Genomic DNA, 24,518 nt, shown 5'->3' on the forward strand with positions numbered 1-24,518 from the left:
GCGCCAGTGTACAAGCCGGGCGGCCGGGCACGAGGCCGCCGGGCACCCGGCCACGAGGCCGCCGGGCACCCCGGCCGGGGCTACGCGCCGAGCACGCGCGTGAGGTAGTCGTTCGCGAACACCCGATCGGGATCGAGCCGGTCGCGGATCGCACCAAACGACGCGAAGCCCGGGTAGCGCTCCCGCAGCGCGGCCGCGTCTTGCGTGTGCATCTTGCCCCAGTGCGGCCTGCCGTCGTGCGCCGCGAGAATCGCCTCGGCGTCGCGGAAATACCCGAGGTCGCGGTCGCGGTGGTACCGGTGCACGGCGATGTACCCGGAGTCGCGGCCGTGCGCGGTCGACAGCAGGAGCGGGTCCGCTGGCGCCGCGCGCACCTCGATGGGGAACGAGACGCGGTAGTCGCGGCGCTCGATCAGGGCGCCGAGCTCGCGCATCACCTCGGGGACCGCGTCGAGCGGCACCGAGTACTCCATCTCGCGAAAGCGCACGCGCCGATTCGTGACGAACACGCGGTGCGACTCGTCAACGTAGCGGCGGCGGCTCGACAGCGTCTCCACGAAGCGGTTGATCGCCGGTGTCGCGCCCGGCGCCAGCGCCCCCACCCCCACGCAGGCGCCGAAGGCCAGGTTGTTGGCGAGCTCCTCGTCAATGAAGCGCGACACGGCGCCGAGCGGCTCGCTGCCGTGGTCGAGCGGCAGCCGCGTGTTCGTCTTCGTGCGCACGCTGCGAGTGTGCGGGAACCAGAAGAACTCGAAATGGTCGGCCGCGCGCGCTCGCGCCGAGTACCCGTCGAGCACCTCATCGAGCTGCGCGGGGGCCTCGACCGCTTCGAGGAGGAAGCGCGGCACGCACTGCAGGGTCAGCTCCGTGATGACGCCGAGCGCGCCGAGGCCGAGCGCCGCGGCGTGCAGCAGTTCTGGGTGGTGGTCCGCGTCGATCCGGAGCGTCTCCCCCAGCCCGGTGACAAGTTCGAGCGCCACAATTCCGGTGGCGATGCCGCCGTGGCCGAGGCCGGTGCCGTGCGTTCCCGTCTGGGTGGCGCCCGTGATCGTCTGGCGGTCGATATCGCCCATGTTCGGCAGCGCGAGCCCCAGCGGGCCGAGGATCGCGGGCAGCTCCCAGAGTCGGGTGCCGCCGCGCAGCGTCACCCGCCCGCGGGCGAGGTCAGCGGACACCAGGCCGCGCATCCGGTCGAGGTCGATCCGGATCCCGTCGGTCGCCCCGATCGCGGTGAAGCTGTGTGAGGCGCCGATCGGCTTCACGGTGTGACCGGTCTCCCGGGCCCGCTGCACGGCGAGCACCACCTGCTCCGGTGAGCTCGGCGCCACGGTCAGCGCGGGCGTAGAGGTTTCGGTGCGCGCCCAGTTCTGCCAGCGGCTCTGCGGCCGCACGGGCGACTGCGACCGTGCGGGGACGCGGGTCGGTCGCTGCGCGCTCACAGGAAGCACTTCCCCTCGCCGCGGTAACTCGGAATTGGGTCGCCGGCAACTCCGTCGGCGCCAACCGGCACCACCTCGGCCGTGTGCTCCATTGGCTCCCCCGCTTTCGTGTGCCGCAGCCAGACGCGGTCGCCGATGCGCAGGCCGCGCGCGGCGTCCCCGCGCAGCGGCGTCTGCACTTCGCCGGCGCCCTCGCGCGACTCGTAGCGCAGCCCCGCGGGCCACACGGGCAGCGGGAGCCGGTCAGCGGAGGCGGGACCAGACGCGATCCAGCCTCCGCCCAGCAGGGTGACCCGGTCGGGGGTCGGGGTGCGCACCACGTCGAGCGCGAAGCCGAGCGCCGGGGCAACGTCGAAGCCGGTGTAGTGGTCGAAGAGGTGCGGGCCGTACAGCCCGCTTCCCGCGGCCACCTCCGTGATCGCCGGCTCCGCCACGGTCGATTCGACGGATCCGGTGCCGCCGCCGTTCACGAACTCGAGGTCCGCCACGGCCCGCACCGCGGCCACCGCGGCCGCGCGGCGCTCGGCAAGCTCGGCCGCGCTCGCGCGCTGCACTGCGCGGAGCACCGTCCCCTCCGCCGGGTTGCCGGGGCGATCCCCAACGCCGGCGATCTGCGCCTCGTAGGCCATCACGCCCACGAGCGTGAACCCCTGCCGGCCCGCAACGGTGCGTGCGAGCGCGGCAAGCTCCGCCGGCAGCCGCAGCGGGGAGCGCCGCACGCCAATGTGCCCGAGCGCGCGCGAGCGCCACGACGCGTCGAAGTCGAGGCAGACCCGGATCGGCGCGCGCGACCCCGGCGCGGCAATCACGTCGATGAGGTCGAGCTGCGCCGGATCGTCAATCATCACGGTGACGCGCGCCGCGAGCTCGGCGGACGCCCCCAGCCGCGCGAGCGCCGCGCGGTCGACGCTCGGGTACGCAACGACGACGTCGTCGACGGTCTCGGCGAGCCACAGCGCCTCGGCGACCGTGTAGGCGAGCACACCGCCGAATCCCGGGAGCGCGAGCACCGCGTCGAGCACCGCCCGGGAGCGCACCGACTTGCTCGCCACACGCACCGGCACCCCGCCGGCCCGGCGCAGCAGATCGTCGGCGTTGCGACGCAGTGCCGGAACACTGAGCGCGACCACCGGTGCCGCGCGGTCGAGCGTGGCCGCGTTCAGGGTCGCCCAGTGGAGATCGGGATCGGCCCAGGGCGCAGCCCCGGCCGCAGCCACAACGTCGGGGCTGGTGAGATCGAGTGTCATGCACGAAGTGTATCCCCGCGGCGATATCCTGATCCGCATGGCACGAAACACCGCGGACACCATTCGAGGCTTCCTCACCGAGGTGCGCAGCGGCAGGTCGCCCGAGGTCGCCGGCGAGTACCTGGCCCCCGTGGTGCTCGCGCATCAGGTGCGCTCCGGTGCGCGCGAAACCGTCGAGCGCTCCCCCGCGAACTACACCGAGCACGTGGCGGAGATGATCGAGGCGTTCGGCGCATTCGAGTTCAGGATCGACGAGCTCCTCATCGACGGGGACCGGGGCTACGCCCGGTGGACCCAGCACGGCACGCACGTCGGCGAGATTGCGGGCGTGGCCCCGACGGGGCGAGCGCTTGAGACCGTCGGCAGCGCCGTGTACCGCGTCGCGGACGGCCGCATCGTGGAGTATTGGATCCAGCTCGACCCCGCGGGGCTGCGCGCTCAGCTCAGCTGACGTCGCGCACCGCGCGCTCCACCTCGGCCTGCCACGCCGCGCGGGCTGCGGCTCGGCGCGCGCGCCAGGCCCGCACGCGCAGTGCGACCGCCGCGAGCACGACGACGAGCACCGCGATGAGCAGGAGGGTTTTCGCAAAGACCACGGGAGCAGCCTAGCGCGAGCGCCGCCCGAAGCGGTCGATATGAGAATGTGACCTGCGGCCGGGGCACGCCGCCGCGGCGCGATCACACGCGTGATCAGGCGACGCCGCCGGAACGCGACGCCGCCCTCCACGGCGATGCACGCCACTCCGGCCCGTCGCGGGCGGCGCGCGGTTGACCGCCCACCCGGCGCTGGGTACCGTGGGGCGCGGGGGCCAGCACTCGAAAGGCCGCATCGTTGCCGCACTCGCACCGCACCGCACAATTTCTCGCCGCTCTCGCCGCCGGAGCGCTCCTGTTCTCAGCAACAGCGTGCGCGTCGAACGGAGACACGAGCGAGTCTGCCCCGGCCACCGATGTCGAGCTCCTCAACAGCTACGTCGTCGCCACAGACAGCTCCTTCGTCCCGTTCGAGTTCGACCGCGACGGGGAGCACGTCGGCTTCGACATCGACCTCATCACCGCGATCGCCGACGAGGTGGGGTTTGCCATCACGCTCGAGACCACCAACTTCGACGGCGTGATCCCCGGCCTCCAAACAGGTGCCTTCGACCTCGCCATCGCCGGGATTACCATCACGGACGAGCGCCGCAAGACCGTCGACTTCTCGGACCCCTATTACCGGTCAGGGATCATCGTGGGCGTCCCCGCGGACAACACCGATATCCGCGAGATCGGTGATCTCGCGGATCGAACGGTCGCGTCACGCCTCGGGTCCGCGCCGCTCGAGTACCTCGCCGAGCACGTCCCCACCGCGACCGCACTCCCCTACGAGCAACTCGATCAGGTGTACCTCGCGGTCGAGGGCGGCACCGCCGACGCGGTGCTCTACGACGCGCCGAACGTCGAGTACTACATCAGCACCACCGGCAAGGGGAAGCTCAAGACGGTCGGCGGGCTCCTGGAGGCGCAAGAGTACGGGATCGCCGTCGCCCCCGGGAATGACGACCTCGTGGACGCGGTGAATGCCGCGCTCGCGAAGATCATCGACGACGGCCGCTACGAGCAGATCTACGAGGAGTGGTTCGGCGGCGAGCCGGCCTGGCTCGACGAGCTCGCCGGAATGGCGAAGTAGGACACCCGGAACGCCCCGGGGCGGTCGCAACGGCGCGCCCGCCCCAGGGGCCTCGCGGTCACGCACATGCGCATCATCGCCTCCTTCGACTGGGCCGGAGTCATCGCGTTTCTCCCCGCCCTCGCCACCGGCCTCGGCTACACGCTCCTCGTGTCCGTCGCCGGCCTCACCATCGGCTTCGCCCTCGGCGCGCTCGCTGGCCTCGGGCGGCTCAGCACGCTGCGCCCCGTGGTGTGGCTCAGCGTCGGGTACATCGAGCTGTTCCGCGGCACCCCTGTGCTCGTGCAGGCGATCTGGATCTACTTCGCGCTGCCGCTCCTCATCAACTACACGCTCCCCTCGCTCGTCGCGGGCGTGATCGTGATCGGGCTCAACTCTGGCGCCTACATCGCGGAGATCGTCCGCGGTGCGGTGCAATCGATCGACCGCGGCCAGACCGAGGCCGGCAGGTCACTGGGAATGACGCGGTTCAACACCGCCGTCCACGTGGTCTGGCCGCAGGCGTTCCGGCGCATGATCCCGCCGCTCGGCAACCAGTTCATCATCAGCATCAAGGACACGTCGCTCCTCTCGGTGATCCTGGTGCCGGAGCTCATCTTCCAGGGCCGCCTCATCGCCGCCAGCCACTTCAACGCTGTCGAGATCTACACCACGGTCGCCGCCTTCTACCTGGTGATCACGCTCTCCCTGTCGAAGCTGCTCAACGTGCTTGAGCGCAGATTGGATCGCCACACATGACCCCCATCATCGCCGTGCGCGGGCTGCGAAAATCGTTCGGAGACGCGGAGGTGCTCAGCGGGATCGGGCTGAGCGTCGCCGAGTCTGAGGTCGTGTGCGTCATCGGACCGTCCGGCTCGGGAAAGAGCACGCTGCTGCGCTGCCTCAACCGCCTGGAGGCGAGCACGAGCGGCTCGATCGTGATCGATGGTCAGGAGCTGACCGCCGACCACGTCAATATCGACCGCGTGCGCGCGGAGATTGGGATGGTGTTCCAGCAGTTCAATCTGTTTCCGCACCGCACCGCACTCGAAAATGTGGCGCTCGCGCCCCGGGTGGTGCGCGGCATCAGCGCGGCGGTGGCCCGGGCACGCGCGCAGGAGCTGCTCGCGAAGGTGGGGCTCGCAGACAAGGCCAACGCGTACCCGGCGCAGCTCTCCGGCGGGCAGCAGCAGCGCGTCGCGATCGCCCGCGCGCTCGCGATGGAACCCAAGATCCTGCTCTTCGACGAGCCCACCTCGGCGCTCGATCCGGAGCTCGTCGGCGAGGTGCTCGCCGTGATGCAGGCGCTCGCGGAGGAGGGAATGACGATGGTCGTCGTGACTCACGAGATGGGTTTCGCACGGAGCGTGGCGGATCGAGTGCTCTTCATGGACGGCGGGGTGATCGTTGAGAGCGGCACACCGGCGGAGGTGTTTGACGCGCCGCAGGAGCCGCGCACGCGCGCGTTCCTGCGGCAAGTGCAGTAGCCCGCGGCGCATCGATCGTACCGGCGCGCGGTCGCGAGCCACGATCGGCACAGGCGCACAGGCGCACAGGCGCACAGGCGCACAGGCGCACGGGCGCGATCCGCGATCGACACGGGGCGGCACAGCGCACCGGGGCCGGGGCCGGGAAATCCTCCCCCGAGCCCGGTGCGCTGTGATGCAGTGCGCTGCGATGCGGTGCAGTGCGGTGCACTACACGCCACGCTCCGAGGTTAGGCTGCGCGCCTGCGGGCGACGAGCACCCCCGCGGCGCCGAGCACGATCGCGCCGAGAGCCGCTGCCGCGATCATGAGCGGCGAACCCGCCCCGGTTTCGCTGAGCGTCCCGGGCGCTCCCGCGGTGTCCACCGCGGCCGGCAGCTCTCCCGCCGTGTCGATCGGGGCGTTCGGGTCTGCCGGATCGGCGGGATCGGCCGGATCGGCCGGATCGGCCGGATCCTTGGGGCCCGTCGGTCCCGTCGGGCCGGTCGGGTCGGTCGGGTGTATCGGGCCCGTGGTGCCGGCGCCCACCGTCAACGTGTAGTCGCGCGCGTCCGTGCCGAACGCGTCCGTCACGCTGACGGTGAACGTGTAGGTGCCGGTGGCCGTCGGGGTGCCCCGCAGCGTCCCGGTTGCGGGGTCTACCGCCATTCCAGCGGGGAGCCCCGCGGTGTCGGCGGCCGCACCGGCTCCGGCAGCCGCGGCAGCGTCCGCCGCGGGGTCGGCAACGGCCCAGCTGAGGTCGGCGTACCCGGTCGCGGTGATCACGGTGTCCGGGTACGCGGTGCCCACGGTGCCGTCGGCGAGGGGCCCGTCGAAGGTGATCGCCGGCGCGGGCGCGACGATCCGCGCCGCGGCGCTCGCGCCGCTCTGCCCCCAGAAGTCGTCGCGCCAGCGCACGCGGTACTGCAGCTCGCGCGCCTCCGCCGTTGCCACGATCTCGAACTGCTCATCCACCGCGTCTTCGATGTCGGTCCAGGTCTCCCCGTCCGGGGAGTTCTGCCAGATAATGCCGCCACCGTTGCCGCGCTTGATTCCCACCGCTTCAGTCTCGAAGCGCACCAGCTCGTCTGGGTCGGTGATCGTGGCGTCCGCGGGGTCGGTGACACTCGGGGTGTTCACGATCGTCACGGTGCTGCCCTTTTCGGCGTTGCTCCAGCCGCCGTTCGCGGAGAGAATCTCGCCGGTCACGGGGTTCTTGTTGATCGAGAATGGCGCGGTGGGGGTGCGCCGGAAGCTCTCGGAGCGCACGCCGGTGGTGAAGTCGGCGGCCATGAGCAGGTCCCAGTACGGGACGTTGCCGAACGCGCGGTCAAGCTCGTCGTAGCCGATCACCTCGTGCATCGGGCTCCCCACGGCGACGGAGGAGACCGTCTCGCCGGTGGCCGGGTTGAACACGCCCAGGCGGCTTCCCGAGCTGTCCGCGAAGTAGACGCGCTCGTCAGTACCGTCGGCGCGCAGCGTGCCGATCGAGCTGAGCCCGGCAATGGTCGCAGAGTCGAGCTGTGCGAGCGTGCTGGCGTCGAGCGTGAGCACCTGGTCACCGCGGCCAGTGAGGAGCTGCGTGTCACCGTTGATGAGCTGGAGCGAGTGGTAGTTCACGCCGGGGAGCTCCACGCGCGCAAGCTCTGCCCCCGTGTGCGCGTCGAGCCGCACGAGGATCCCGTCGAGGTCCACCGCGGTGACGGTCTGCGCGTCACGTGAGATCGCGATCTCCTCAATCATTGGCGGCACCTCGGTGAAGGTCTCGATCAGTGTGCCGGCGACCAGGTCGATCACGCCGATCCCGGTCGTGGTGGTGCCCTGTGTCAGTGCGATGTAGGCGCGGCTCCCGTCGGCGGTGAGGCGAATGTACTCGGCGCCGGTCGCGGGGAGCTCGATCCGCTGGCTCACCGTGCGCGAGGCCATGTCGATGAACACGAACTCGTTACTCTCGTCGCTCACCACGTAGCCGGTTGCCCCGTCGGGGGAAGAAACGAAGTCGCTCGGGCGCGATTCGTCCGCGATGTGGATCTCGGTCTGCAGGTCCGGGGTGAACGAGGTGGTCGCCGCCCGGGCGACGGGAGCCGTCACCTCGCTGGGTTCCCCGGGCATCTCGAGGGCGAACGTGGGTGCGGCGAGCGTCAGTGCCAGAACGCCGCCCAGCGTTGCACCAATCATGCCCCGAGTGCGTATCGTGCGATGCGATCGTGTACTCCCCATGCGAAGAACTTCCCCTCTGCCCCCTACGGGCACCGCGCACCCCGCGGTTGCGGCGAGACGCACGACATGACCTCCGCGTGTGGCGCGGAGCATGGGGGAAGAAGCCCCCACAACACTCACGGTATGAGGAGATTCCCGGGCTGAGTACAACTGGGGGGTAAAGGAGCACGACACTGAGTGTTATCGCCCACAAATAGAGTAAGCCCCGCCGTTGGGCAGAACGGCGGGGCTTACAGTCTGTGAGTGGCACCCCCAGCGACGCTGCGGGGTGCCAGCGGCGCGGGTTAGGCGCCGAGGCGGGAGCGGAGCCCCGCGAGCTGATCCTGCAGGGCGCCCGGGAGGCGGTCTCCGAACTGCGCGAAGAACTCCTCCGTCAGGTCCGACTCAGCGAGCCACGAGGCCGGATCGATCGCGAACAGCTCAGCCATGTCCGCCTCGGGCACCCGGATGCCGTCGAGGTTCAGCTCGCCGTCGGCCGGTACGGTGCCGATCGCGGTCTCGCGGCCGGTCACGTCGCCCTCGACCCGGCGGATCACCCAGTCGATGACGCGGGAGTTCTCACCGAAGCCGGGCCACAGGAAGCGACCGTCGGTGCCCTTCCGGAACCAGTTCACCTGGAAGATCTTCGGGGCCTTGTCGCCGAGCGTCTCGCCCATCTCAAGCCAGTGGCCCCAGTAGTCGGCCATGTTGTAGCCGCAGAACGGAAGCATCGCGAACGGGTCGCGGCGCAGCTCACCAACGGTGCCCTCCTGCGCGGCGGTCTTCTCGGAAGAGATCGTTGCGCCGACGAATACGCCGTGGTCCCACGAGAGCGACTGCGCGACGAGCGGCACGTTCGTGGCGCGACGTCCGCCGAATAGGATCGCGTCGAGCGGCACGCCGTTCTGCTCGTACCAGTCCTGCGCGAGCGTGGGGGTCTGCTGGATCGGGACGGTGAAGCGGGAGTTCGGGTGCGCGGCAACGCGGCCGGAGTCCGGGGTCCACTCGTTGCCCTGCCAGTCGATGAGGTGATCGGGCACCTCGTCGGTCTTCCCCTCCCACCACACGTCGCCGTCGTCGGTCAGCGCGACGTTCGTGTAGATGGTGTTGCCCCACAGCGTCTCCATCGCGACGGGGTTGGTGGTCTCACCGGTGCCGGGGGCGACGCCGAAGAAGCCGGCCTCCGGGTTGATCGCGTACAGGCGGCCGTCACGGCCGGGACGCAGCCACGCGATGTCGTCGCCAATGGTCTCGACCTTCCAGCCCGGGATCGTGGGCTGAAGCATGGCGAGGTTCGTCTTACCGCAGGCCGACGGGAACGCGGCCGACAGGTGGTACGCCTTGTTGGTCTCGGTGTTGGTGAGCTTGAGGAGCAGCATGTGCTCTGCGAGCCAGCCCTCGTTCTTGCCCATCACGCTGGCAATGCGCAGCGCGAAGCACTTCTTCGAGAGCAGTGCGTTCCCGCCGTAGCCGGAGCCGTAGGACCAGACCTCAAGCGTCTCCGGGAAGTGCGTGATGTACTTGGTGTCGTTGCACGGCCAGGCGCTGTCTTCCTCGCCGATCTCGAGCGGAGCGCCGACCGAGTGCACGGTGCGCACCCACTCGCCCCCGGGGAGAATGCCGTCGAGTGCGGCCTGCCCCATGCGGGTCATGATCCGCATGTTGAGCACGGCGTAGGGAGAATCGGTGATCTCGATCCCGAGCTGCGTGATCGCGCCGCCGACCGGGCCCATCGAGAACGGGACGACGTACATGGTGCGCCCGCGCATTGCGCCGTCGAAGAGGGGCATGAGTTCGGCCTTCATGGCGTCTGGCGCCATCCAATTGTTCGTGGGGCCGGCGTCTGCCTCGTTCTCGGAGCAGATGAACGTGCGATCCTCAACACGCGCCACATCGGCCGGGTGCGACCGGGCGAGGAAGCTGCCGGGGCGGAGGTCCTTGTTGAGCGGGATCAGTGTGCCCGCCTCGACCATCTCGGAGGTGATCCGGTTCCACTCGTCCTGCGAGCCCGTGCACCACACCACAGCGTCGGGCTTCGTGAGCTCGGCAACCTCGGTTACCCACTGCAGCACTTCGGTGTTTGACGTGGTCGCTTCGGCGGCGACGAGATCCGCGATTGACGGCGCGGTCTCGACGGTCTGACTGATGCCCATGTGGTCGTGCTCCTCAGAACTCACTCTGGTGAAGAATCGGTGACATCTCCATTCTGAGGAACAAATTCACGTCTCGTTCACCAAATCGGCTGTAAACTTTTAAGAAATTTGCCGTATAGTCAACTTATGGCACCGAACAGCATTTCTCCAGCCTCGGAGGTCGAACTCGACCGCCTCGTGCTTGGCAAGCGGCTGCGTCACTTCCGCACGAACGCCGGCCTCACCCTTGAGCAGCTCGGCGAGCGCGTCGGCGTGGTCGCGAGCCAGCTCTCCCTCATCGAGAACGGCCGCCGCGAGCCAAAGCTCAGTCTGCTGCAGGCGCTCGGCCGCGAGCTCGCCGTCGATCCGGCGGCGTTTCTCACCGGGGAAGCGCCCGATCAGCGCAGCGCGCTCGAGATCGAGCTTGAGCGCGCACAGGCGGGCCCCGGCTATCAGCGCCTCGGTCTCCCCCACGTGCGCACGCCGCGCACGCTGGGCGACGACGCGCTCGAGTCGCTCGTAGGGCTGCACCGTGAGCTCGCGCGGCGCTCCCGCGCCGCCGCCGCGACCTCAGAGGAGGCGCGCCGCATGAACACCGCGATCCGGTTGAAGATGCGCGAGCAAGACAACTACATTCCCGACATCGAGCTGATCGCCTCCGACCTCATGCGCCGAATCGGCCACACCACGGGCGCCGTGACGCACCGGCAGGTGGCGATGCTCGCCGAGCTGCTCGGCTTCACCCTGATCTTCGTCGACGATCTCCCCTCGAACTCGCGCAGCATCACCGATCTTGAGAACGGCCGCATCTACCTCCCGCCGGCTTCGATCCCCGGCGGCCACGGTCTGCGCTCGCTCGCGCTGCAGGCGATGGCCCACCGCGTGCTCGGGCACGCCGAACCGGCAAGTTATGCAGAATTTCTCGAACAGCGGCTCCAGATCAACTACTTCGCGGCGGCCTGCCTCATGCCCGAGGCCCGCGCGGTCGAGTTTTTGCAGCAGGCGAAGCGCAACCGCAACCTCGCGATCGAGGACTTCCGCGACGCGTTCGGCGTGACGCACGAGGCGGCCGCGCACCGCTTCACCAACCTCGCCACCACTCACCTCGACCTCCGCGTGCACCACTACCGCGCCGACGGGGCCGGCACGCTCGTGCGCGGCTACGAAAACAATAACCTCCCGTTCCCGAGCGACGACTCGGGCTCGATCGAGGGCGAGGTGCTGTGTCACAAGTGGGGTGGCCGCACCGCGTTCAACCGCACGAACCGCACGAGCGAGTTCTACCAGTACACGGACACCCCCAACGGGACGTTCTGGACAAGTGTGCAGACCGGAGACGCGGAGCTCGGCCCGTTCGCGATCGCGTGTGGCGTCGCGTTCGACGACGCGAAGTGGTTCCGGGGCCGGGACACCCACGAGCGCAAGACCTCGACCTGCCCGGACCCGGCCTGTTGCCGCACCCCCGAACCGGGTCTGCTCGCACGCTGGGAGGGGAAAGCTTGGCCGAGTGCGCGCATGCACGCGCACGTGCTCTCACCGCTTCCCGCCGGCACTTTCCCCGGCGTCGACGACACCGAGATGTTCGCGTTCCTGAGCAAACACGCCCCCGAGAAGTAGCCCGCCGGCCAGCGAACCGGGTCTCCGGCGCCCGGCACACAGCACAGCGCCCCAGGAGCCTGTGGCTCCCGGGGCGCTGTGCTGATGCGAGTGCTACTCCGCTGCCGGCTTCGGCCGCGATGCGAACTCCTGGAAGATCGCGCGGGGCTCCTGCGTCGCCTCGATGTTGACGACGTCGCGGCCCAGGAAGAAGTGCCCCACCCAGCCGCCGAACACGCGCCACTTGCGCTCCCACGTGGGGATCGCGAGACCGTGGTAGAAGCGGTGCGCGAGCCACGCGAGGTAGCCGCGCATCGCGAACTTGCCCGACTGGAACACGCCGGTGTTCATGCCGAGGCCGGCGACGGCGCCCTGGTTCTTGTGGTTGTACTCGGCCACACCCTCGCTGCGCAGCGACGCGGCGATGTTCTTCGCGAGCAGGCGGCCCTGGCGCACGGCGTGCTGCGCGTTGGGCACGCAGAAACCGCCGGGCCCGGGGGTCGCGGAAATGTCGGGAGTCTGCGACGTGTCGCCGGCGGTCCATGCGCCCTCGACCACTTCGCCGTCCTCGGTGGTGATCTGCAGCGTGGGGCTGCCGATCACGTGGCCGCGCGGGCCGATGGGAAGGTCGGTGCCGCGCAGGAACGGGCGCGGCATGACGCCGGCGGTCCACACGATGAGATCCGACTCGTAGTTCTCGCCCGTGGAGAGCTCGATCTTGCCGTCGACCGCGGAGGAGAGCTGCGTGTCGAGGTGGATATCGATCCCGCGACGGGTCTGGTCCTTGACCACCCAGTCTGCGGTCTGCTGCGACACCTCGGGCATGATGCGGCCCATCGCCTCGACGAGGTGGAACTTCGTCTCGTCGAAGGTAATCTCGGGGTAGCGGCGCAGCAGGCTGGTCGCGAACGAGCGCAGCTCGGAGATCGACTCGATGCCGGCGAAGCCGCCGCCAACGACGGTGACAGTGAGGAGGCGCGCGCGCTCAGCCGAGTCCTTCGGCAGCGACGCGGCGCGCTCGAAGTTGCCGACGAGGCGGTCGCGGACGGCGACGGCTTCCTCAATCGTCTTCATGCCGATCGCGTTGTCGGCGATGCCGGCGATCGGGAACGTGCGCGACACCGAGCCGGTGGTGACAACGATCTGGTCGTACTCGAAGTCGAAGACCTCACCCTCGTTCGGGGTGATCGTGACCGTCTTCGTGGCGTGCGAGATTCCGGTCACCTTGCCCGCGATGTTCGCGGTGCGCTTGAGGTGACGGCGGCGCGCGACGACCGCGTGCCGCGGCTCGATCGAACCGGCCGCGACCTCGGGGAGGAACGGCAGGTACGCGAGGTACGGCAGCGGGTCAACAATGGTGACCTCGGCCTCACCGGCACGGAGCAGCTTCTCGAGCTTCCATGCGGTGTAGAAGCCGGCGTAGCCACCGCCAACGATCAGAATCTTCTTCGCCACGGGGCGGTCTCCTTGGTACTTTGTGCGGGTACTGTCCACATTACGGACACAGCGGATTGGGCAAACTCGTGCCCTGCATTCAGTGTAACGCGCAATCAGGTCCCACTCAGACACTTCGACGGAGAAACGTCAGAATCTCGTTGATTCTTCGATTTTTCGCCTGAGAACCGCTCGGAGTCCCACAATTTGGACCCCGGATCCATATTCGCCGCCCGCGGCGACTGCCGGGGCCGCTAGGGGCGCCAGCCGCTGCGCTCGAGCGCGAGGTCGCCGATCGGGTTCACGCCGGGTCCCGCCGCGAGGGCGTGGCCGATGAGGGCGTGCAGGCACTTCACACGAGTCGGCATGCCGCCGGCGCTCACGCCCGCGAGCTCCGGCACCTCGCCCACCTGATCGCGGTCGGCGATGTACTGCTCGTGAGCCGCGGCGTACTGCGCGCGCAGCTCCTCGCTCTCGGCGAGCATCTCGTTGAACTCGACCATCATCCCGACGGCCTCGAGCCGCGACGCCGCGGCAACGGCCTCGGGGTGGCAGAGGTAGTAGAAGGTGGGGAACGGGGAGCCGTCGGGAAGCCGCGGCGCGGTCGCGACGACCGTCGGGCTGCCGTCAGAGGTGCGCGCCGCGATCCCGATGACGCCGCGGGCCTCGCGCCCCAGCTGCTCGCTCACGGCGCGAATGTCAGCCTCGGTGGGCTCGGTGTATGGCGGGCGGCTCATTCTGTGGTCTCCTCGGTGCCCTCGGGGGCGGGGTCTGCTTCGGGTGTGGGATCCGCCGCGGCGGGGTCTGCCGCGGGGTCAGCATCGGTGGCGTCTGCTCCGGCGTCAGTCGCGGCGTCGGCGGCAGTGTCGGCCGCGATCGTGCCGGCGCTCAGGAACGACCCCGCGAGACCACGCGCCCAGTTGTCCTGGATGCGTGAGAGCTCGGCGCTCGTTTCCTCGTCGGACTCGACGGGCATCACGATATCGTCGATCACGTTGAGCTGCGTCTCGCCCGGAAGCACGTAGAACAGGCGGTCCCGTGCCTGCGAGCGCACGTAGACCGGGTCTTTCCACTTGGCCCGCTCGGCATCGATCTCCGAGACGGCCTCCTGGTGGATGCGCACGCTCTCGCGCAGCTCGGCAATCTCACGCCGCTGCTGCACATACGTCGACAGGCTGGGGCTCACGATCACGGCACCGGCGAGCACCAGCACCACGACGAGCACGGTGAAGCCACTGAAGCGCAGACTCGAAGCCCAGGCCCCGAGGTCTCCCGCCCAGCGTTTCACCGTGCCGTCTCGTTCGTCAGTGCCGCGCGGCGACTAGGCCGTGAACCGCGGGAAGGCGGCGCGGCCAGCGTACTTTGCGGCCCCACCGAGCTCCTCCTCGATGCGGAGCAGCTGGTTGTACTTCGCGACCCGGTCAGAACGGGCCGGGGCGCCGGTCTTGATCTGGCCGCAGTCGGTCGCGACGGCGAGGTCCGCGATCGTCACGTCCTCGGTCTCGCCGGAGCGGTGCGACATCACGGCAGTGTAGCCGGCGCGCTGCGCGAGCTGCACCGCGTCAAGCGTCTCGGTGAGCGTGCCGATCTGGTTCACCTTGACGAGGATCGAGTTCGCCGTGCCGCGCGCGATGCCGTCCGCGAGACGCTCGGGGTTCGTCACGAAGAGGTCGTCGCCGACGAGCTGCACGCGGTCACCGATCTCGTCGGTGAGGATCTTCCAGCCGTCCCAGTCATCCTCCGCGAGGGGATCCTCGATGGAGACGAGCGGGTACTTCGCCATCAGGTCTGCGTAGTAGGCGCTCATCTCGGCGGCCGTGCGCTGCTTCCCCTCGAAGGTGTACACACCGTCGGCGTAGAACTCGGTCGATGCGACGTCGAGCGCCAGCGCGACATCCTTGCCCGGCACGTAGCCGGCGCGCGTGATCGCCTCGACGATCAGATCAAGCGCCGCCGCGTTGTGCGGCAGGTCGGGGGCAAAGCCGCCCTCGTCGCCGAGCGCGGTGGTGAGCCCCTTCTCCTTGAGCAGCGCCTTCAGGGAGTGGTACACCTCAACGCCCCAGCGCAGGCCCTCGGAGAACGACTCGGCACCCAGCGGCACAGCCATGAACTCCTGAATATCAACCCCGGTGTCGGCGTGCGCGCCGCCGTTGATGATGTTCATGAGCGGGACGGGCAGCGTCGCCGCGTTCGGCCCACCCAGGTAGCGGTAGAGCGGCAGCTCGGCCGCGGCAGCGGCAGCGTGCGCCACCGCGAGGCTCACGCCGAGGATCGAGTTCGCGCCGACGCGCTGCTTATTGTCAGTGCCATCCACCTCGCGGAGCACGGCGTCGATGACGCGCTGGTCGTCGGCGGCGAAGCCCTCGATCGCGGGGGCGAGCTCGTCGAACACTGCGTCGACGGCCTTCGTGACACCCTTGCCCAGGTAGCGGTCGGCATCGCCGTCACGCAGCTCGTACGCCTCGAACGCGCCGGTCGATGCACCCGAGGGCACCGCCGCGCGGCCCACTGAGTCATCGGTCAGGCCAACCTCAACCTCGACGGTCGGGTTTCCACGAGAATCAAGAATCTCGCGTGCGATCACTGCGTCGATAAATGCCACTATGCGCTCCTCAGGTGTGTGTCAGTGCTGGGTAGTTGGGCGACGGTGTGCGGCGGGGTCGCCGACTCGAATAGTCTAGCGGCCACCGAATCGACGCCGACGCGCGCGCACTCAGGCCTTGTCGGCGAGATACGACTCCGGCCCCTGCTCGGCCGCGGCCGGATCCATGTAGAGGAACTCGAGGATGTTGCCGTCCGGGTCCTCGACCGTGCGCGAGTACATGAAGCCGTAGTCCTGCGGCTCGCGCGGTTCGCGCCCACCGGCGGCGAGTCCGGCGCGAGCGATCACGTCGACGTCGTCTCGCGAGTCGCGCGAGAGCGCGATCAGCACCTGCGCCGACTGGGCAGGATCCGCGAGCGGCTTGTCGGTGAACTGTGCGAAGTGCTCGTGCGTGAGCACCATGAAGAACACCTGCTCATCCCAGACCACGCACGCGGCGTTCTCATCGGTGAACAGCGGGTTGATCTCGCAGCCGAGCGCGGTGTAAAACGCCTTCGAGCGATCGAGGTCGGTGGTGGTGATGTTGACGAAAATCTGAGTGCTCACGACGGTACTCCCCATCCGGCCGCCGGGTGCGGCTCTGGGGATAGGTTCGCACCGCCCCGGCCGCCGGTCAAGGGGGTGCCGGCAAGACTCAGCCGGCGAGCGGGCGCAGCTCGAGGTCGGCGGCCGATGCGGTCTCCGCGCGCACGTTCGCGATGCTCGTGAACCCGTCCGCAGCAACCCGCGCGAGCAGAGTCTTCATGTTCTTCTGCCGCTTCTCGAGGCGCACACGGTGGCCGCGCGCCACGAGCTCGCGCTTCAGCCCCACGAGGCGCGCGAAGTCGACGTCCGGGTCGAACACCAGCGCCACCGCGTCGGGCCCCGTGGTCTCCGGCAGCGTGAGCAGGTCCACGACCCGCTCGAAGCCGATCGAGAAGCCCACCGCGGGTACGTCCTGGCCGAGGAAGCGCCCCACCATACCGTCGTAGCGACCGCCACCACCCACAGAACTGCCGGATCCGGGGTGCGCGACCTCGAAGATCGTGCCGGTGTAGTAGCCCATGCCGCGCACGAGCGTCGGGTCGAAGCACACCGTCACCCCTGCGGGCAGCGAGCCGGCGAGCGCGGCGCCGAGCTCGGCGAGGTTCGCGATGCCCTCTTCTGCGGCGCCGGCGGGGAGGACCGCCGCGATCGCGTCGCGGGTCAGCTGGATGCCCGCGCCGGCGAGCGCGGGCTCGACGGCGGACAGCACCGCGCCAAGCCGGTCAGCGGCCGCGGCGTCGATCTCGCGCAGCTCGGCCACCACGCCGTCGGCACCGATCTTGTCGAGCTTGTCGATCGTGATGAGAGCGCGGTCGTGGGTCTCGGCGGCAAACCCGCAGTGGCCCAGCAGCCCGAACAGGATGCGGCGGTCGTTCACGCGGATCACGCAGCCGTCGAGGCCGAGTTCGGCGAGCGCCTGCGAGGTGGCGGTGACGAGCTCGATCTCAGCGAGAATTCCCGGCTCCCCGATCACGTCGATGTCCGCCTGCACGAACTGGCGGTACCGCCCCTTCTGCGGGCGCTCGGCGCGCCACACCGGGGCGATCTGGATCGAGCGGAACACGGGCGGCAGCTCCGCGCGGTGCGAGGCGTAGAAGCGGGTCAGCGGCACGGTGAGGTCGAAGCGCAGGCCCAGGTCTGCGAGCTGCTCGACGTCTCCGGCCTCGGCCGCTGCGGCGAGCGCCTCGGGCGTGATGCCCCGCTTGAGGATCGAGAACGAGAGCTTCTCGTTGTCGCCCCCGAGGCCCGAGTGGAGGCGCGCGTAGTCCTCGACCACCGGGGTCTCGATCTCGTCGAAGCCGTGCGCGCGGTAGACGCCCTTGATGATGCCGAGCGCGTGCTCGCGGCGAGCCTTGTCGGCGGGCAGGAAATCGCGCATGCCGCGCGGCGGGTTCACGGGGTTGGCCATAGTCGTCCATTCTTCCACCTCCGCGGCGCCGCACACACCTTGAGCCGCGATCGCAGCACAAGTTGTGCTAGCCTCGCATCACAAGAATGACGAGAGGATCCCCGTGGACGCACTGAACTGGCTCCGCACGCTGCTGTGGCAGGCGAAAGAAATCTTCCCAATCGAGGTCGCCCTCACCCTGGGACTTGCCTTCTTCGCCCTGTCCTGGGTCGTGCCGCGGCGCCTAGTCTCGCTGCCGAGTCGCGAGCGGCGCGCGAGCGCCCTCACGTGGCTCGGCATCTGCGGCTCACTCGCCCTCCTCGCCGTCGCGACGGGAACGAGCTGGCTGGGCTACCGCGCGGGCGTGGTCGACGCGAGCGGGTTCGACGGCTGGTGGCGCCGCCCCGCCCCGCTCCTCGCCGCGGCGCTCGTGGTCGCGCTCGGCGCCGCGGTGCTCTCCCGCGAGCCGCGCCCGGCGCCGGGAGAGCGCGCGCTCGCGCCGCGCCGCCACTGGTGGGCGTTTACGCCGCGCGCGCCGCTGTGGACCGCAATCGGGGCGGCTGGCGTCCTCGCGCTCACCGCGGGCTGGCACACGCTCATCGGGGTGAGTGCCCCCGCGGGCGCCAACCGGTTTGGGATCGTGCCCGAGGCGACCGACCTCCCCGTGTACTTCACCGTGCTCGGCGGCTCCGGGTACGCGGCCGGCGCCGGGTGGCCCAACCACCTCGTCACGCTCCTCGCGATCGGGGCCGCCGCAGCCGCGCTCTGCACCGCGCTCGCCGCCGACGCCAACCGGCCGGCGTCCGCCCGCGTATCCGCGGCGGACACCCGCGCGGAGCGCACCGCCACCGCGCGCATGATGGTGCTGCTCGTGCTCGGCGGGCTGCTGCTCACGCTCGGCGCGGTCTGTGCGTTCATCGGCTTCGCGGGCGATCGCAGCATCGGCATCGACCTGATCATGGCACCCGCGGACCCGGACGCGCTCCCGGTCTTCGGCGGGAGCGATTATCAGGCCTTCGCTCCGCTGATGCACCGCGGCGGCTACGTCATTCAGGGGCTCGGCGCCGCGCTGCTGCTCCGCCTCGCCGTGGACACCGTGCGCGCCGCGGTGCGCTGGAACCGCGCGGCTGCGGAGCAGCCCGCGGTCAGCGTGGCACCATGAACGCTATGACCCCCGACTCGGCGCTCCCCCGCACCGCGGACGAGATCGCCGAGCTGTACCGCGGTGCGATCCGAGCCGGCCAGCTCGGCGACGGCGAGCGCCTCCCCACGGTGCGCCAGACGGCGCGCGACTTCGGGATCGCACAGGCGACCGCGGCGAAGGCGTACCGGGCACTGGAGCAGGAGGGTCTGGTGGTCACCCGCACCGCGGCCGGCACCCGGGTTGCCCCCGGTTCCTCGCGCGCACCGCAAGCTGTCGTCGAGCGCGCCCGGGCGCTCGCTGCCGAGGCGCAGGCTGCGGGAGTCAGCGTTGACGACGCGGTCGCCGTGGTGCGCGCCCTCTGGGGTGGGGCGACCGACTAGGCAGCACTGCTCCGGGCCGCACCGCCGAGCGCCCACGCACCGCCGCGGGCCGGGTGCGCCCCCGGTGGGAGGCGCACCCGGCCCGCGCCGATGCCGTGCGAGACGGGGGTCCTGATCGCGGATCCGGACCCCCGAACCTCAGTGCTTCACCGGCGGCTCCGCGCCGTACCCGGTGAGCGCGCGCACCTCCATCTCCGCCGCAAGCTTCTTCGACTCGCGCCCCGGGTCAGTGATCGACCCGAGCCAGCCGAGCAGGAAGCCCACCGGGATCGAGACGATGCCAGGGTTCTTCAGCGGGAAGATCGCGAAGTCGACACCGTCTCCGAGCATCGCGGTGGGGTCACCGGACACGACGGGCGACAGCGCGATCAGGCCGATCGCAGTGACCAGACCGCCCACCATCGACCAGACCGCGCCGCGGGTCGTGAACTTTGACCAGAACAGGGAGTACAGGATCGTCGGCAGGTTCGCCGAGGCGGCCACGGCAAACGCGAGTGCGACGAGGAACGCAACGTTCTGCCCCTGGACCCCGATCCCGCCGAGGATCGCTGCGGCGCCGATCACGAGCGTCGTGATCTTCGCGACGCGCACCTCTTGCTTCGCTGACGCGGTGCCCCGCTTGATCACGCTGTTGTAAATGTCGTGCGCGAACGACGCCGACGCCGTGATGGTGAGCCCGGCCACCACCGCGAGGATCGTCGCGAAGGCGACGGCCGAGATGAAGCCGAGCAGCAGCGGCCCGCCCAGCTCCGCCGCGAGGAGCGGCGCGGCAGAGTTCTGCCCGCCCGGCGCGTTCATGATCGTCTCGGGGCCCACGAGCGCCCCGGCACCGAACCCGAGCACGAGCGTGAACAGGTAGAAGATCCCAATCAGCCAGATCGCCCACACCACCGAACGCCGCGCTTCCTTCGCCGTCGGAACCGTATAGAACCGCATGAGCACGTGCGGGAGTCCGGCGGTGCCGAGCACCAACGCGAGCGCGAGCGAGACGAAGTCGATCGGGTTCGCACCGTACTGGAGCCCCGGCGCGAGGATCGCGGCCCCGTTCTGGTTTTCCGGGTGCTGCACCGCAGCCTCAAGCACCGCGGCGAAGTTGAAGCCCTTGAGCGCGAGCACCCAGATCGTCATCGCCCCGGCGCCCAGGATCAGCAGAACCGCCTTGATGATCTGCACCCAGGTGGTGCCCTTCATGCCGCCGATCATCACGTACATGATCATCACCACGCCGACCACCGCGATCACGAGCGACTGGCCGAGCCCGTCGTCGATGCCGAGCAGCAGCGACACCAGCCCGCCCGCGCCCGCCATCTGCGCGAGCAGGTAGAAGAACGACACGGCGAGCGTGGTGAGCGCCGCGGCCATGCGTACCGGGCGCTGGCGCAGGCGGAACGAGAGCACGTCGGCCATCGTGAACTTCGCTGTGTTGCGCATCAGCTCGGCCACGAGCAGCAGCGCGACGAGCCAGGCAACGAGGAACCCGATCGAGTAGAGGAAGCCGTCGTAGCCGTTGATCGCGATCGCGCCGCAGATGCCCAGGAACGAGGCCGCGGAGAGGTAGTCGCCGGCGATCGCGATGCCATTCTGACGGCCGGTGAACGCGCGGCCTCCGGCGTAGAAGTCGGCCGCGCTGCGGTTGTTGCGGCTCGCACGGATCACGATCACCATGGTCACCGCCACGAACGCGAGGAAGATCGAGATGTTCAGCACCGGGTTCTGTTCGGCGCTCGTCTCCAGCCGGAGCATGCTCAGCGTGTTCATTTGGTGCCCGCCTCAGTCTCGTGTGCCTGATTGGGGGCAGCGCCCGCGGCGATGTCCTCAAGCTCCGCGCGCAGCCCCTCGGTGACCGGATCGAGGCGCCGGTTCGCGAAGCGGACGTACCACATTGTGATCCCAAACGTGGTGACGAACTGCGCAAGTCCGAGCCACAGCCCCACGTTGAGGCCGAGCAGCGGGCGCGCCATGAACTCGTGGTTGAATGCCGCGAGCAGCACGTATCCAAGGAACCAGATCATGAACGCGACGGTGACGGGAAACACGAAGCGGCGGAAGCGGTGCCGCAGCTCCTGAAACTCGGGGCGCGCCTGAAAATCGACGTAGTCGACCTCGACGTCGCCGGGGTTGCCGCCCGCGCGCGCCGGACCGGGCGGCGAATCGGGCGGGGTGATGGGTGGGGTGTTGTGAACCATGGGGCCTCCTTGCCGCATGAGGGGTGAGTTGGGGTGGAGGGCGGCCGGCCGGCAGCGGATCTCGCGCCGACTCGCCGCGTGAGTCAGCGCGGGATCGTGACGGCGCGCGTGGGCGGCGCCGTGACGGTCGTGGCGAGCGCGTCGATGAAGTCGTCGACCACTCCCGTGTCTTCGATCGTGGCGGGCACCGTGTAGGGTTCCCCGTCAACGATCTGCCGCATTGTTTTGCGCAGGATCTTGCCCGACCGCGTCTTCGGGAGCCGGTTGAGCACGGTGACGTCGCGGAACGCCGCGACCGGGCCGATGTGCTCGCGCACGAGCCGCACGAGCTCCGCCGCGAGATCCTCAGCGGTGACGCGCACGCCGTGCTTCACGGTCACAAAGCCCGCGGCCCGCTGGCCCTTGAGTTCGTCGTGCGCGCCGATCACGGCGCACTCGGCAATCGCGGGGTGCAGCAGCAGCACTTCCTCGAGCGAGCCCGTTGAGAGGCGGTGTCCGGCGACGTTGATCACGTCGTCGGTGCGGCCCATCACGAACAGGTGGCCGTCCTCGTCGAAGTGCCCGGCGTCGCCCGTGGCGTAGTAGCCCGGGAACGCGGTCAGGTAGGAGTCGATGAAGCGTTGGCGACTCCCCCAGATCTCGAGCATGGCCCCCGGCGGGAGCGGGGTCCGGATCCCGATGTTTCCCTCGACTCCCGGCGCCGTGATGTCGGCCCCCGCGGAGTCAACGATGCGCACGTCGAAGCCCGGCATCGGGACCGTCGTCGAGCCGGCCTTCGCCTCCAGCGTCTCGATCCCCAGCGGGTTTGCGCAGATGGGCCAGCCCGTCTCCGTCTGCCACCAGTGATCGACGATCTCAACGCCCAGCCCGTCGCGCACCCAGTGCCAGGTCTCCGGGTCCATCCGCTCCCCCGCCAGGTACACGGCCTGTAGCCGCGAGAGGTCGTACTTGCGCAGCTCGGTGAGCTCCGGATCCTCGCGCCTGATCGCGCGCAGCGCCGTTGGCGCGGTCGAGAGCACCTTCGCGCCGGTCTCGGCGAGTACCCGCCAGAACGCACCGGGATCCGGGGTGCCCACCGGCTTGCCCTCGTACAGGACCGTGGTGCCGCCCGCGAGCAACGGGCCGTAGACGATGAACGAGTGGCCCACCACCCAGCCGACGTCCGAAGCGGTGAAGATCGTGTCGCCCACCCCGAAGTCGTAGACGTGCTGCATCACCCACGACAGCGCCACCGCGTACCCGCCACTGTCGCGCACGATTCCCTTGGGGCTCCCCGTGGTGCCGGAGGTGTAGAGGATGTAGAGCGGGTCGTCGGCGCGCATCGGGACGGGGTCCGCCGGCTCCGCGTCGGCGACGAGCTCGTCCCAGTCGAGCCACGGGATCTCGGAGTCCGCCGCGTAGTCGGCGGCGGATCCGGGCACCGCCTCGCGGTCGCGCACCACGACCGCCTCGACGCCGGAGGCCGCGCCCCCGCAGATCTCGAGCGCGCGGCTCACGAGCGGCAGGTACTCCACCGCCCGGCCTGGCTCGAGGCCGCCCGACGCGGTCACGATCACCCGCGGCTGTGCGTCGCGGATCCGCATCGCGAGCTCGTTCGCCGCGAAGCCGCCGAAGACGACGGAGTGGATCGCCCCGATCCGGGCGCAGGCGAGCATCGCGATGACGGCCTCCGGGGTCATAGGGCAGTACACCAGCACCCGGTCGCCCGCCTCGACCCCGAGGCCGCGGAGCGCCCCGGCGAACGCGGCAACCCGGTCCCGCAGCTCGCGGTAGCTCAGCCGCGCGGTGGTGCCCGTCATTGCAGAGTCGTAGATCAGCGCGGTCGTGTCGCCACGGCCCGCGGCAACGTGTCGGTCAAGCGCGTTTGCGGACACGTTCAGTGTGCCGTCCGCGAACCATCTCCAGTCGGTGTCGCTGCGCTGCGTCAGTGCGGTCTGCGGTTTGGCGACCCAGTCGATCCGCTCGGCCGCCTTCAACCAGAAGCCCTCAGGATCGCTCTGGCTGTCCCGCCAGACGTCGCTGTAGCGCGCAACTTTGCCATGTTCGGTACTAAGTGTCACGACATTTCTCCCTTGAAATCGTCAGACCCACACTGCATCTTTGCGAGGTGTTTCCACGATGCTAGGAGTGCGTCTACCATCGCAGTACCCCCGAAAGTTGGTAGTTTCAATGACGCACTCCCCCCACCCCGATCTGCAGCGGGCGCTGGCCGACGCCGTCGCCGAGTTCGCCCGCGAAACCGCGTTCCCCCTCACCTTCGGCGGATTTGAGGCCGCCGGGGTCACCACCGTCACCGCAATGACCGGCAACCACACCGACAGCCTGCAAGGTCTCCGCGTGGAGCACAGCCGCGGCCTCGGCGGGCGCGCGATGAGCGAGGTGCGACCGCGGATCACGTCCGACTACGCGCACTCACCGCTCATTACGCACGACTACGACCTCGAGATCGGCGCCGAGCGCGTGCGCACGCTCTTCGCCGTGCCAGTCGTGCTCGCCGGCGACGTGCGCGGCGTGCTCTACGGGGCCACGCGCACCGCCGTACGCCCGCAGACGCGGTTCGTGCAGGCGGGCGTCGCGATCGCCCGCGCGCTCGCGCAGGAGGTGAAGTTTCAGGACGAGGTGGCGCGCCGCGTCGCCGAGACCGTGAGCCGGCCCGGCCCCCTGCACAGCCACGGGCCTCCGGACGCGGGGCTCGCCGCAATCCCGAGCGGAATCCTCGAGGAGCTGCGCGCGGGCCACGCAGAGCTGCGCCAGATCGCCGCCGAAACCGGCGAACCCGAGACCCGGGCGCGGCTCGCGGCGCTCGAACGGCGCCTCATGAGGCTCGGCTCCCCCGCGCCCGAGGTCGACCAGGTGCAGCTCGCGCCGCGCGAGCTCGACGTACTCATCCACGCAGCCACCGGACTGAAGAATCAGGAAATCGCCGTCGCCCTCGCCCTCGCGGAGAGCACCGTGAAGAGCTACATGAAGACCGCAATGACGAAGCTGGGCGCGTCGACGCGGCACGCGGCGGTCGCCGCCGCGCGCCGCCGCGGCCTCATCAGCTAGCGCGGGGCCGCCCAGGCGTCTCGCTGCGCGCCCGCGCAACCGTCCCGCGGAGAGCCCGCGCGGTCCGCCGGCGGACGCTTGCGCTG

Annotated in this window: 22 protein-coding genes; 8 read left to right on the forward strand and 14 right to left on the reverse strand. The window is 69.8% G+C overall.

Translation table 11 applies throughout. From position 1 onward, the window contains the following. Positions 1–80: 80 nt before the first annotated feature. On the reverse strand, positions 81–1,391 hold the full coding sequence (locus tag EV139_RS06730) for a D-arabinono-1,4-lactone oxidase (protein WP_198677513.1): 1,311 nt from the start codon (positions 1,389–1,391) through the stop codon (positions 81–83). A 44-nt stretch (positions 1,392–1,435) separates the two neighbouring features. Next, positions 1,436–2,686, reverse strand: a complete 1,251-nt coding sequence (locus EV139_RS06735) for an alanine racemase (RefSeq protein ID WP_130453587.1) — start codon at positions 2,684–2,686, stop codon at positions 1,436–1,438. Between the two features lie 37 nt (positions 2,687–2,723). On the opposite strand from EV139_RS06735, the gene EV139_RS06740 reads away from it, so the two are divergent. Next, entirely contained in the window at positions 2,724–3,137 is a 414-nt protein-coding gene (locus tag EV139_RS06740; protein ID WP_130453588.1) for an ester cyclase, read from the forward strand. Here the strand turns inward: EV139_RS06740 and EV139_RS15955 are convergent. Then, positions 3,130–3,282, reverse strand: a complete 153-nt coding sequence (locus EV139_RS15955; protein ID WP_198677482.1) for a hypothetical protein — start codon at positions 3,280–3,282, stop codon at positions 3,130–3,132. The genes EV139_RS06740 and EV139_RS15955 overlap by 8 nt on opposite strands. A 236-nt stretch (positions 3,283–3,518) precedes the next feature. On the opposite strand from EV139_RS15955, the gene EV139_RS06745 reads away from it, so the two are divergent. The 3 genes from EV139_RS06745 to EV139_RS06755 all read left to right on the forward strand — a co-directional run bounded on the left by EV139_RS06745 (position 3,519) and on the right by EV139_RS06755 (position 5,821). Continuing rightward, complete coding sequence (locus EV139_RS06745) at positions 3,519–4,355, forward strand: transporter substrate-binding domain-containing protein (RefSeq protein WP_130453589.1); 837 nt, start codon at positions 3,519–3,521, stop codon at positions 4,353–4,355. 66 nt (positions 4,356–4,421) lie between these two features. Beyond that, entirely contained in the window at positions 4,422–5,093 is a 672-nt protein-coding gene (locus tag EV139_RS06750) for an amino acid ABC transporter permease (protein WP_130453590.1), read from the forward strand. Further along, on the forward strand, positions 5,090–5,821 hold the full coding sequence (locus tag EV139_RS06755; RefSeq protein ID WP_237464432.1) for an amino acid ABC transporter ATP-binding protein: 732 nt from the start codon (positions 5,090–5,092) through the stop codon (positions 5,819–5,821). Before EV139_RS06750 ends, EV139_RS06755 begins: the two co-directional genes overlap by 4 nt. A gap of 230 nt (positions 5,822–6,051) precedes the next feature. Here EV139_RS06755 and EV139_RS06760 read toward each other — a convergent pair whose 3' ends face one another. After that, positions 6,052–7,977, reverse strand: coding sequence for a putative Ig domain-containing protein (locus EV139_RS06760; protein WP_130453591.1), 1,926 nt, complete (start codon positions 7,975–7,977; stop codon positions 6,052–6,054). A gap of 326 nt (positions 7,978–8,303) precedes the next feature. Beyond that, a complete protein-coding gene (locus tag EV139_RS06765; RefSeq protein WP_130453592.1) occupies positions 8,304–10,151 on the reverse strand; it encodes a phosphoenolpyruvate carboxykinase (GTP) in 1,848 nt (615 codons plus the stop codon). Between the two features lie 126 nt (positions 10,152–10,277). On the opposite strand from EV139_RS06765, the gene EV139_RS06770 reads away from it, so the two are divergent. Further along, entirely contained in the window at positions 10,278–11,747 is a 1,470-nt protein-coding gene (locus tag EV139_RS06770; RefSeq protein WP_130453593.1) for a helix-turn-helix transcriptional regulator, read from the forward strand. A 93-nt stretch (positions 11,748–11,840) separates the two neighbouring features. On the opposite strand, the gene EV139_RS06775 is transcribed toward EV139_RS06770, so the two are convergent. The 6 genes from EV139_RS06775 to hisS all read right to left on the reverse strand — a co-directional run bounded on the left by EV139_RS06775 (position 11,841) and on the right by hisS (position 17,695). Continuing rightward, positions 11,841–13,181: an NAD(P)/FAD-dependent oxidoreductase gene (locus EV139_RS06775; RefSeq protein ID WP_130453594.1), complete on the reverse strand. Its 1,341-nt coding sequence runs from the start codon at positions 13,179–13,181 to the stop codon at positions 11,841–11,843. 233 nt (positions 13,182–13,414) lie between these two features. After that, positions 13,415–13,897, reverse strand: coding sequence for a DUF501 domain-containing protein (locus EV139_RS06780; protein ID WP_130453595.1), 483 nt, complete (start codon positions 13,895–13,897; stop codon positions 13,415–13,417). Beyond that, entirely contained in the window at positions 13,894–14,448 is a 555-nt protein-coding gene (locus EV139_RS06785; protein WP_130453596.1) for a septum formation initiator family protein, read from the reverse strand. Before EV139_RS06785 ends, EV139_RS06780 begins: the two co-directional genes overlap by 4 nt. A gap of 33 nt (positions 14,449–14,481) precedes the next feature. Next, positions 14,482–15,762 (reverse strand): phosphopyruvate hydratase, encoded by a 1,281-nt coding sequence (eno, locus tag EV139_RS06790; RefSeq protein WP_130453597.1) that lies wholly within the window; start codon positions 15,760–15,762, stop codon positions 14,482–14,484. Between the two features lie 111 nt (positions 15,763–15,873). Then, positions 15,874–16,308 (reverse strand): VOC family protein, encoded by a 435-nt coding sequence (locus EV139_RS06795; RefSeq protein WP_130453598.1) that lies wholly within the window; start codon positions 16,306–16,308, stop codon positions 15,874–15,876. Positions 16,309–16,396: 88 nt separating this feature from the next. Continuing rightward, positions 16,397–17,695 (reverse strand): histidine--tRNA ligase, encoded by a 1,299-nt coding sequence (gene hisS / locus EV139_RS06800; protein ID WP_130453599.1) that lies wholly within the window; start codon positions 17,693–17,695, stop codon positions 16,397–16,399. Between the two features lie 103 nt (positions 17,696–17,798). Between hisS and EV139_RS06805 the strand changes: the two genes are divergently transcribed. Together EV139_RS06805 and EV139_RS06810 are read left to right on the forward strand one after the other, a co-directional pair. Further along, on the forward strand, positions 17,799–18,836 hold the full coding sequence (locus EV139_RS06805; protein WP_130453600.1) for a hypothetical protein: 1,038 nt from the start codon (positions 17,799–17,801) through the stop codon (positions 18,834–18,836). After that, complete coding sequence (locus EV139_RS06810) at positions 18,833–19,198, forward strand: GntR family transcriptional regulator (protein ID WP_237464442.1); 366 nt, start codon at positions 18,833–18,835, stop codon at positions 19,196–19,198. The genes EV139_RS06805 and EV139_RS06810 overlap by 4 nt, the downstream gene beginning before the upstream one ends. A gap of 138 nt (positions 19,199–19,336) precedes the next feature. Here EV139_RS06810 and EV139_RS06815 read toward each other — a convergent pair whose 3' ends face one another. The 3 genes from EV139_RS06815 to EV139_RS06825 form a co-directional block, all read right to left on the reverse strand. Further along, a complete protein-coding gene (locus tag EV139_RS06815) occupies positions 19,337–20,956 on the reverse strand; it encodes a solute symporter family protein (protein ID WP_130453601.1) in 1,620 nt (539 codons plus the stop codon). Next, a complete protein-coding gene (locus EV139_RS06820; protein WP_130453602.1) occupies positions 20,953–21,384 on the reverse strand; it encodes a DUF485 domain-containing protein in 432 nt (143 codons plus the stop codon). Before EV139_RS06820 ends, EV139_RS06815 begins: the two co-directional genes overlap by 4 nt. 83 nt (positions 21,385–21,467) lie before the next feature. Beyond that, positions 21,468–23,444: an AMP-binding protein gene (locus EV139_RS06825; RefSeq protein ID WP_130453603.1), complete on the reverse strand. Its 1,977-nt coding sequence runs from the start codon at positions 23,442–23,444 to the stop codon at positions 21,468–21,470. 109 nt (positions 23,445–23,553) lie between these two features. Between EV139_RS06825 and EV139_RS06830 the strand changes: the two genes are divergently transcribed. Continuing rightward, on the forward strand, positions 23,554–24,432 hold the full coding sequence (locus tag EV139_RS06830; RefSeq protein ID WP_130453604.1) for a helix-turn-helix transcriptional regulator: 879 nt from the start codon (positions 23,554–23,556) through the stop codon (positions 24,430–24,432). Positions 24,433–24,518: the final 86 nt, after the last annotated feature.

The sequence above is a fragment of the Leucobacter luti genome, from assembly GCF_004217175.1.
Taxonomy (GTDB): domain Bacteria; phylum Actinomycetota; class Actinomycetes; order Actinomycetales; family Microbacteriaceae; genus Leucobacter; species Leucobacter luti.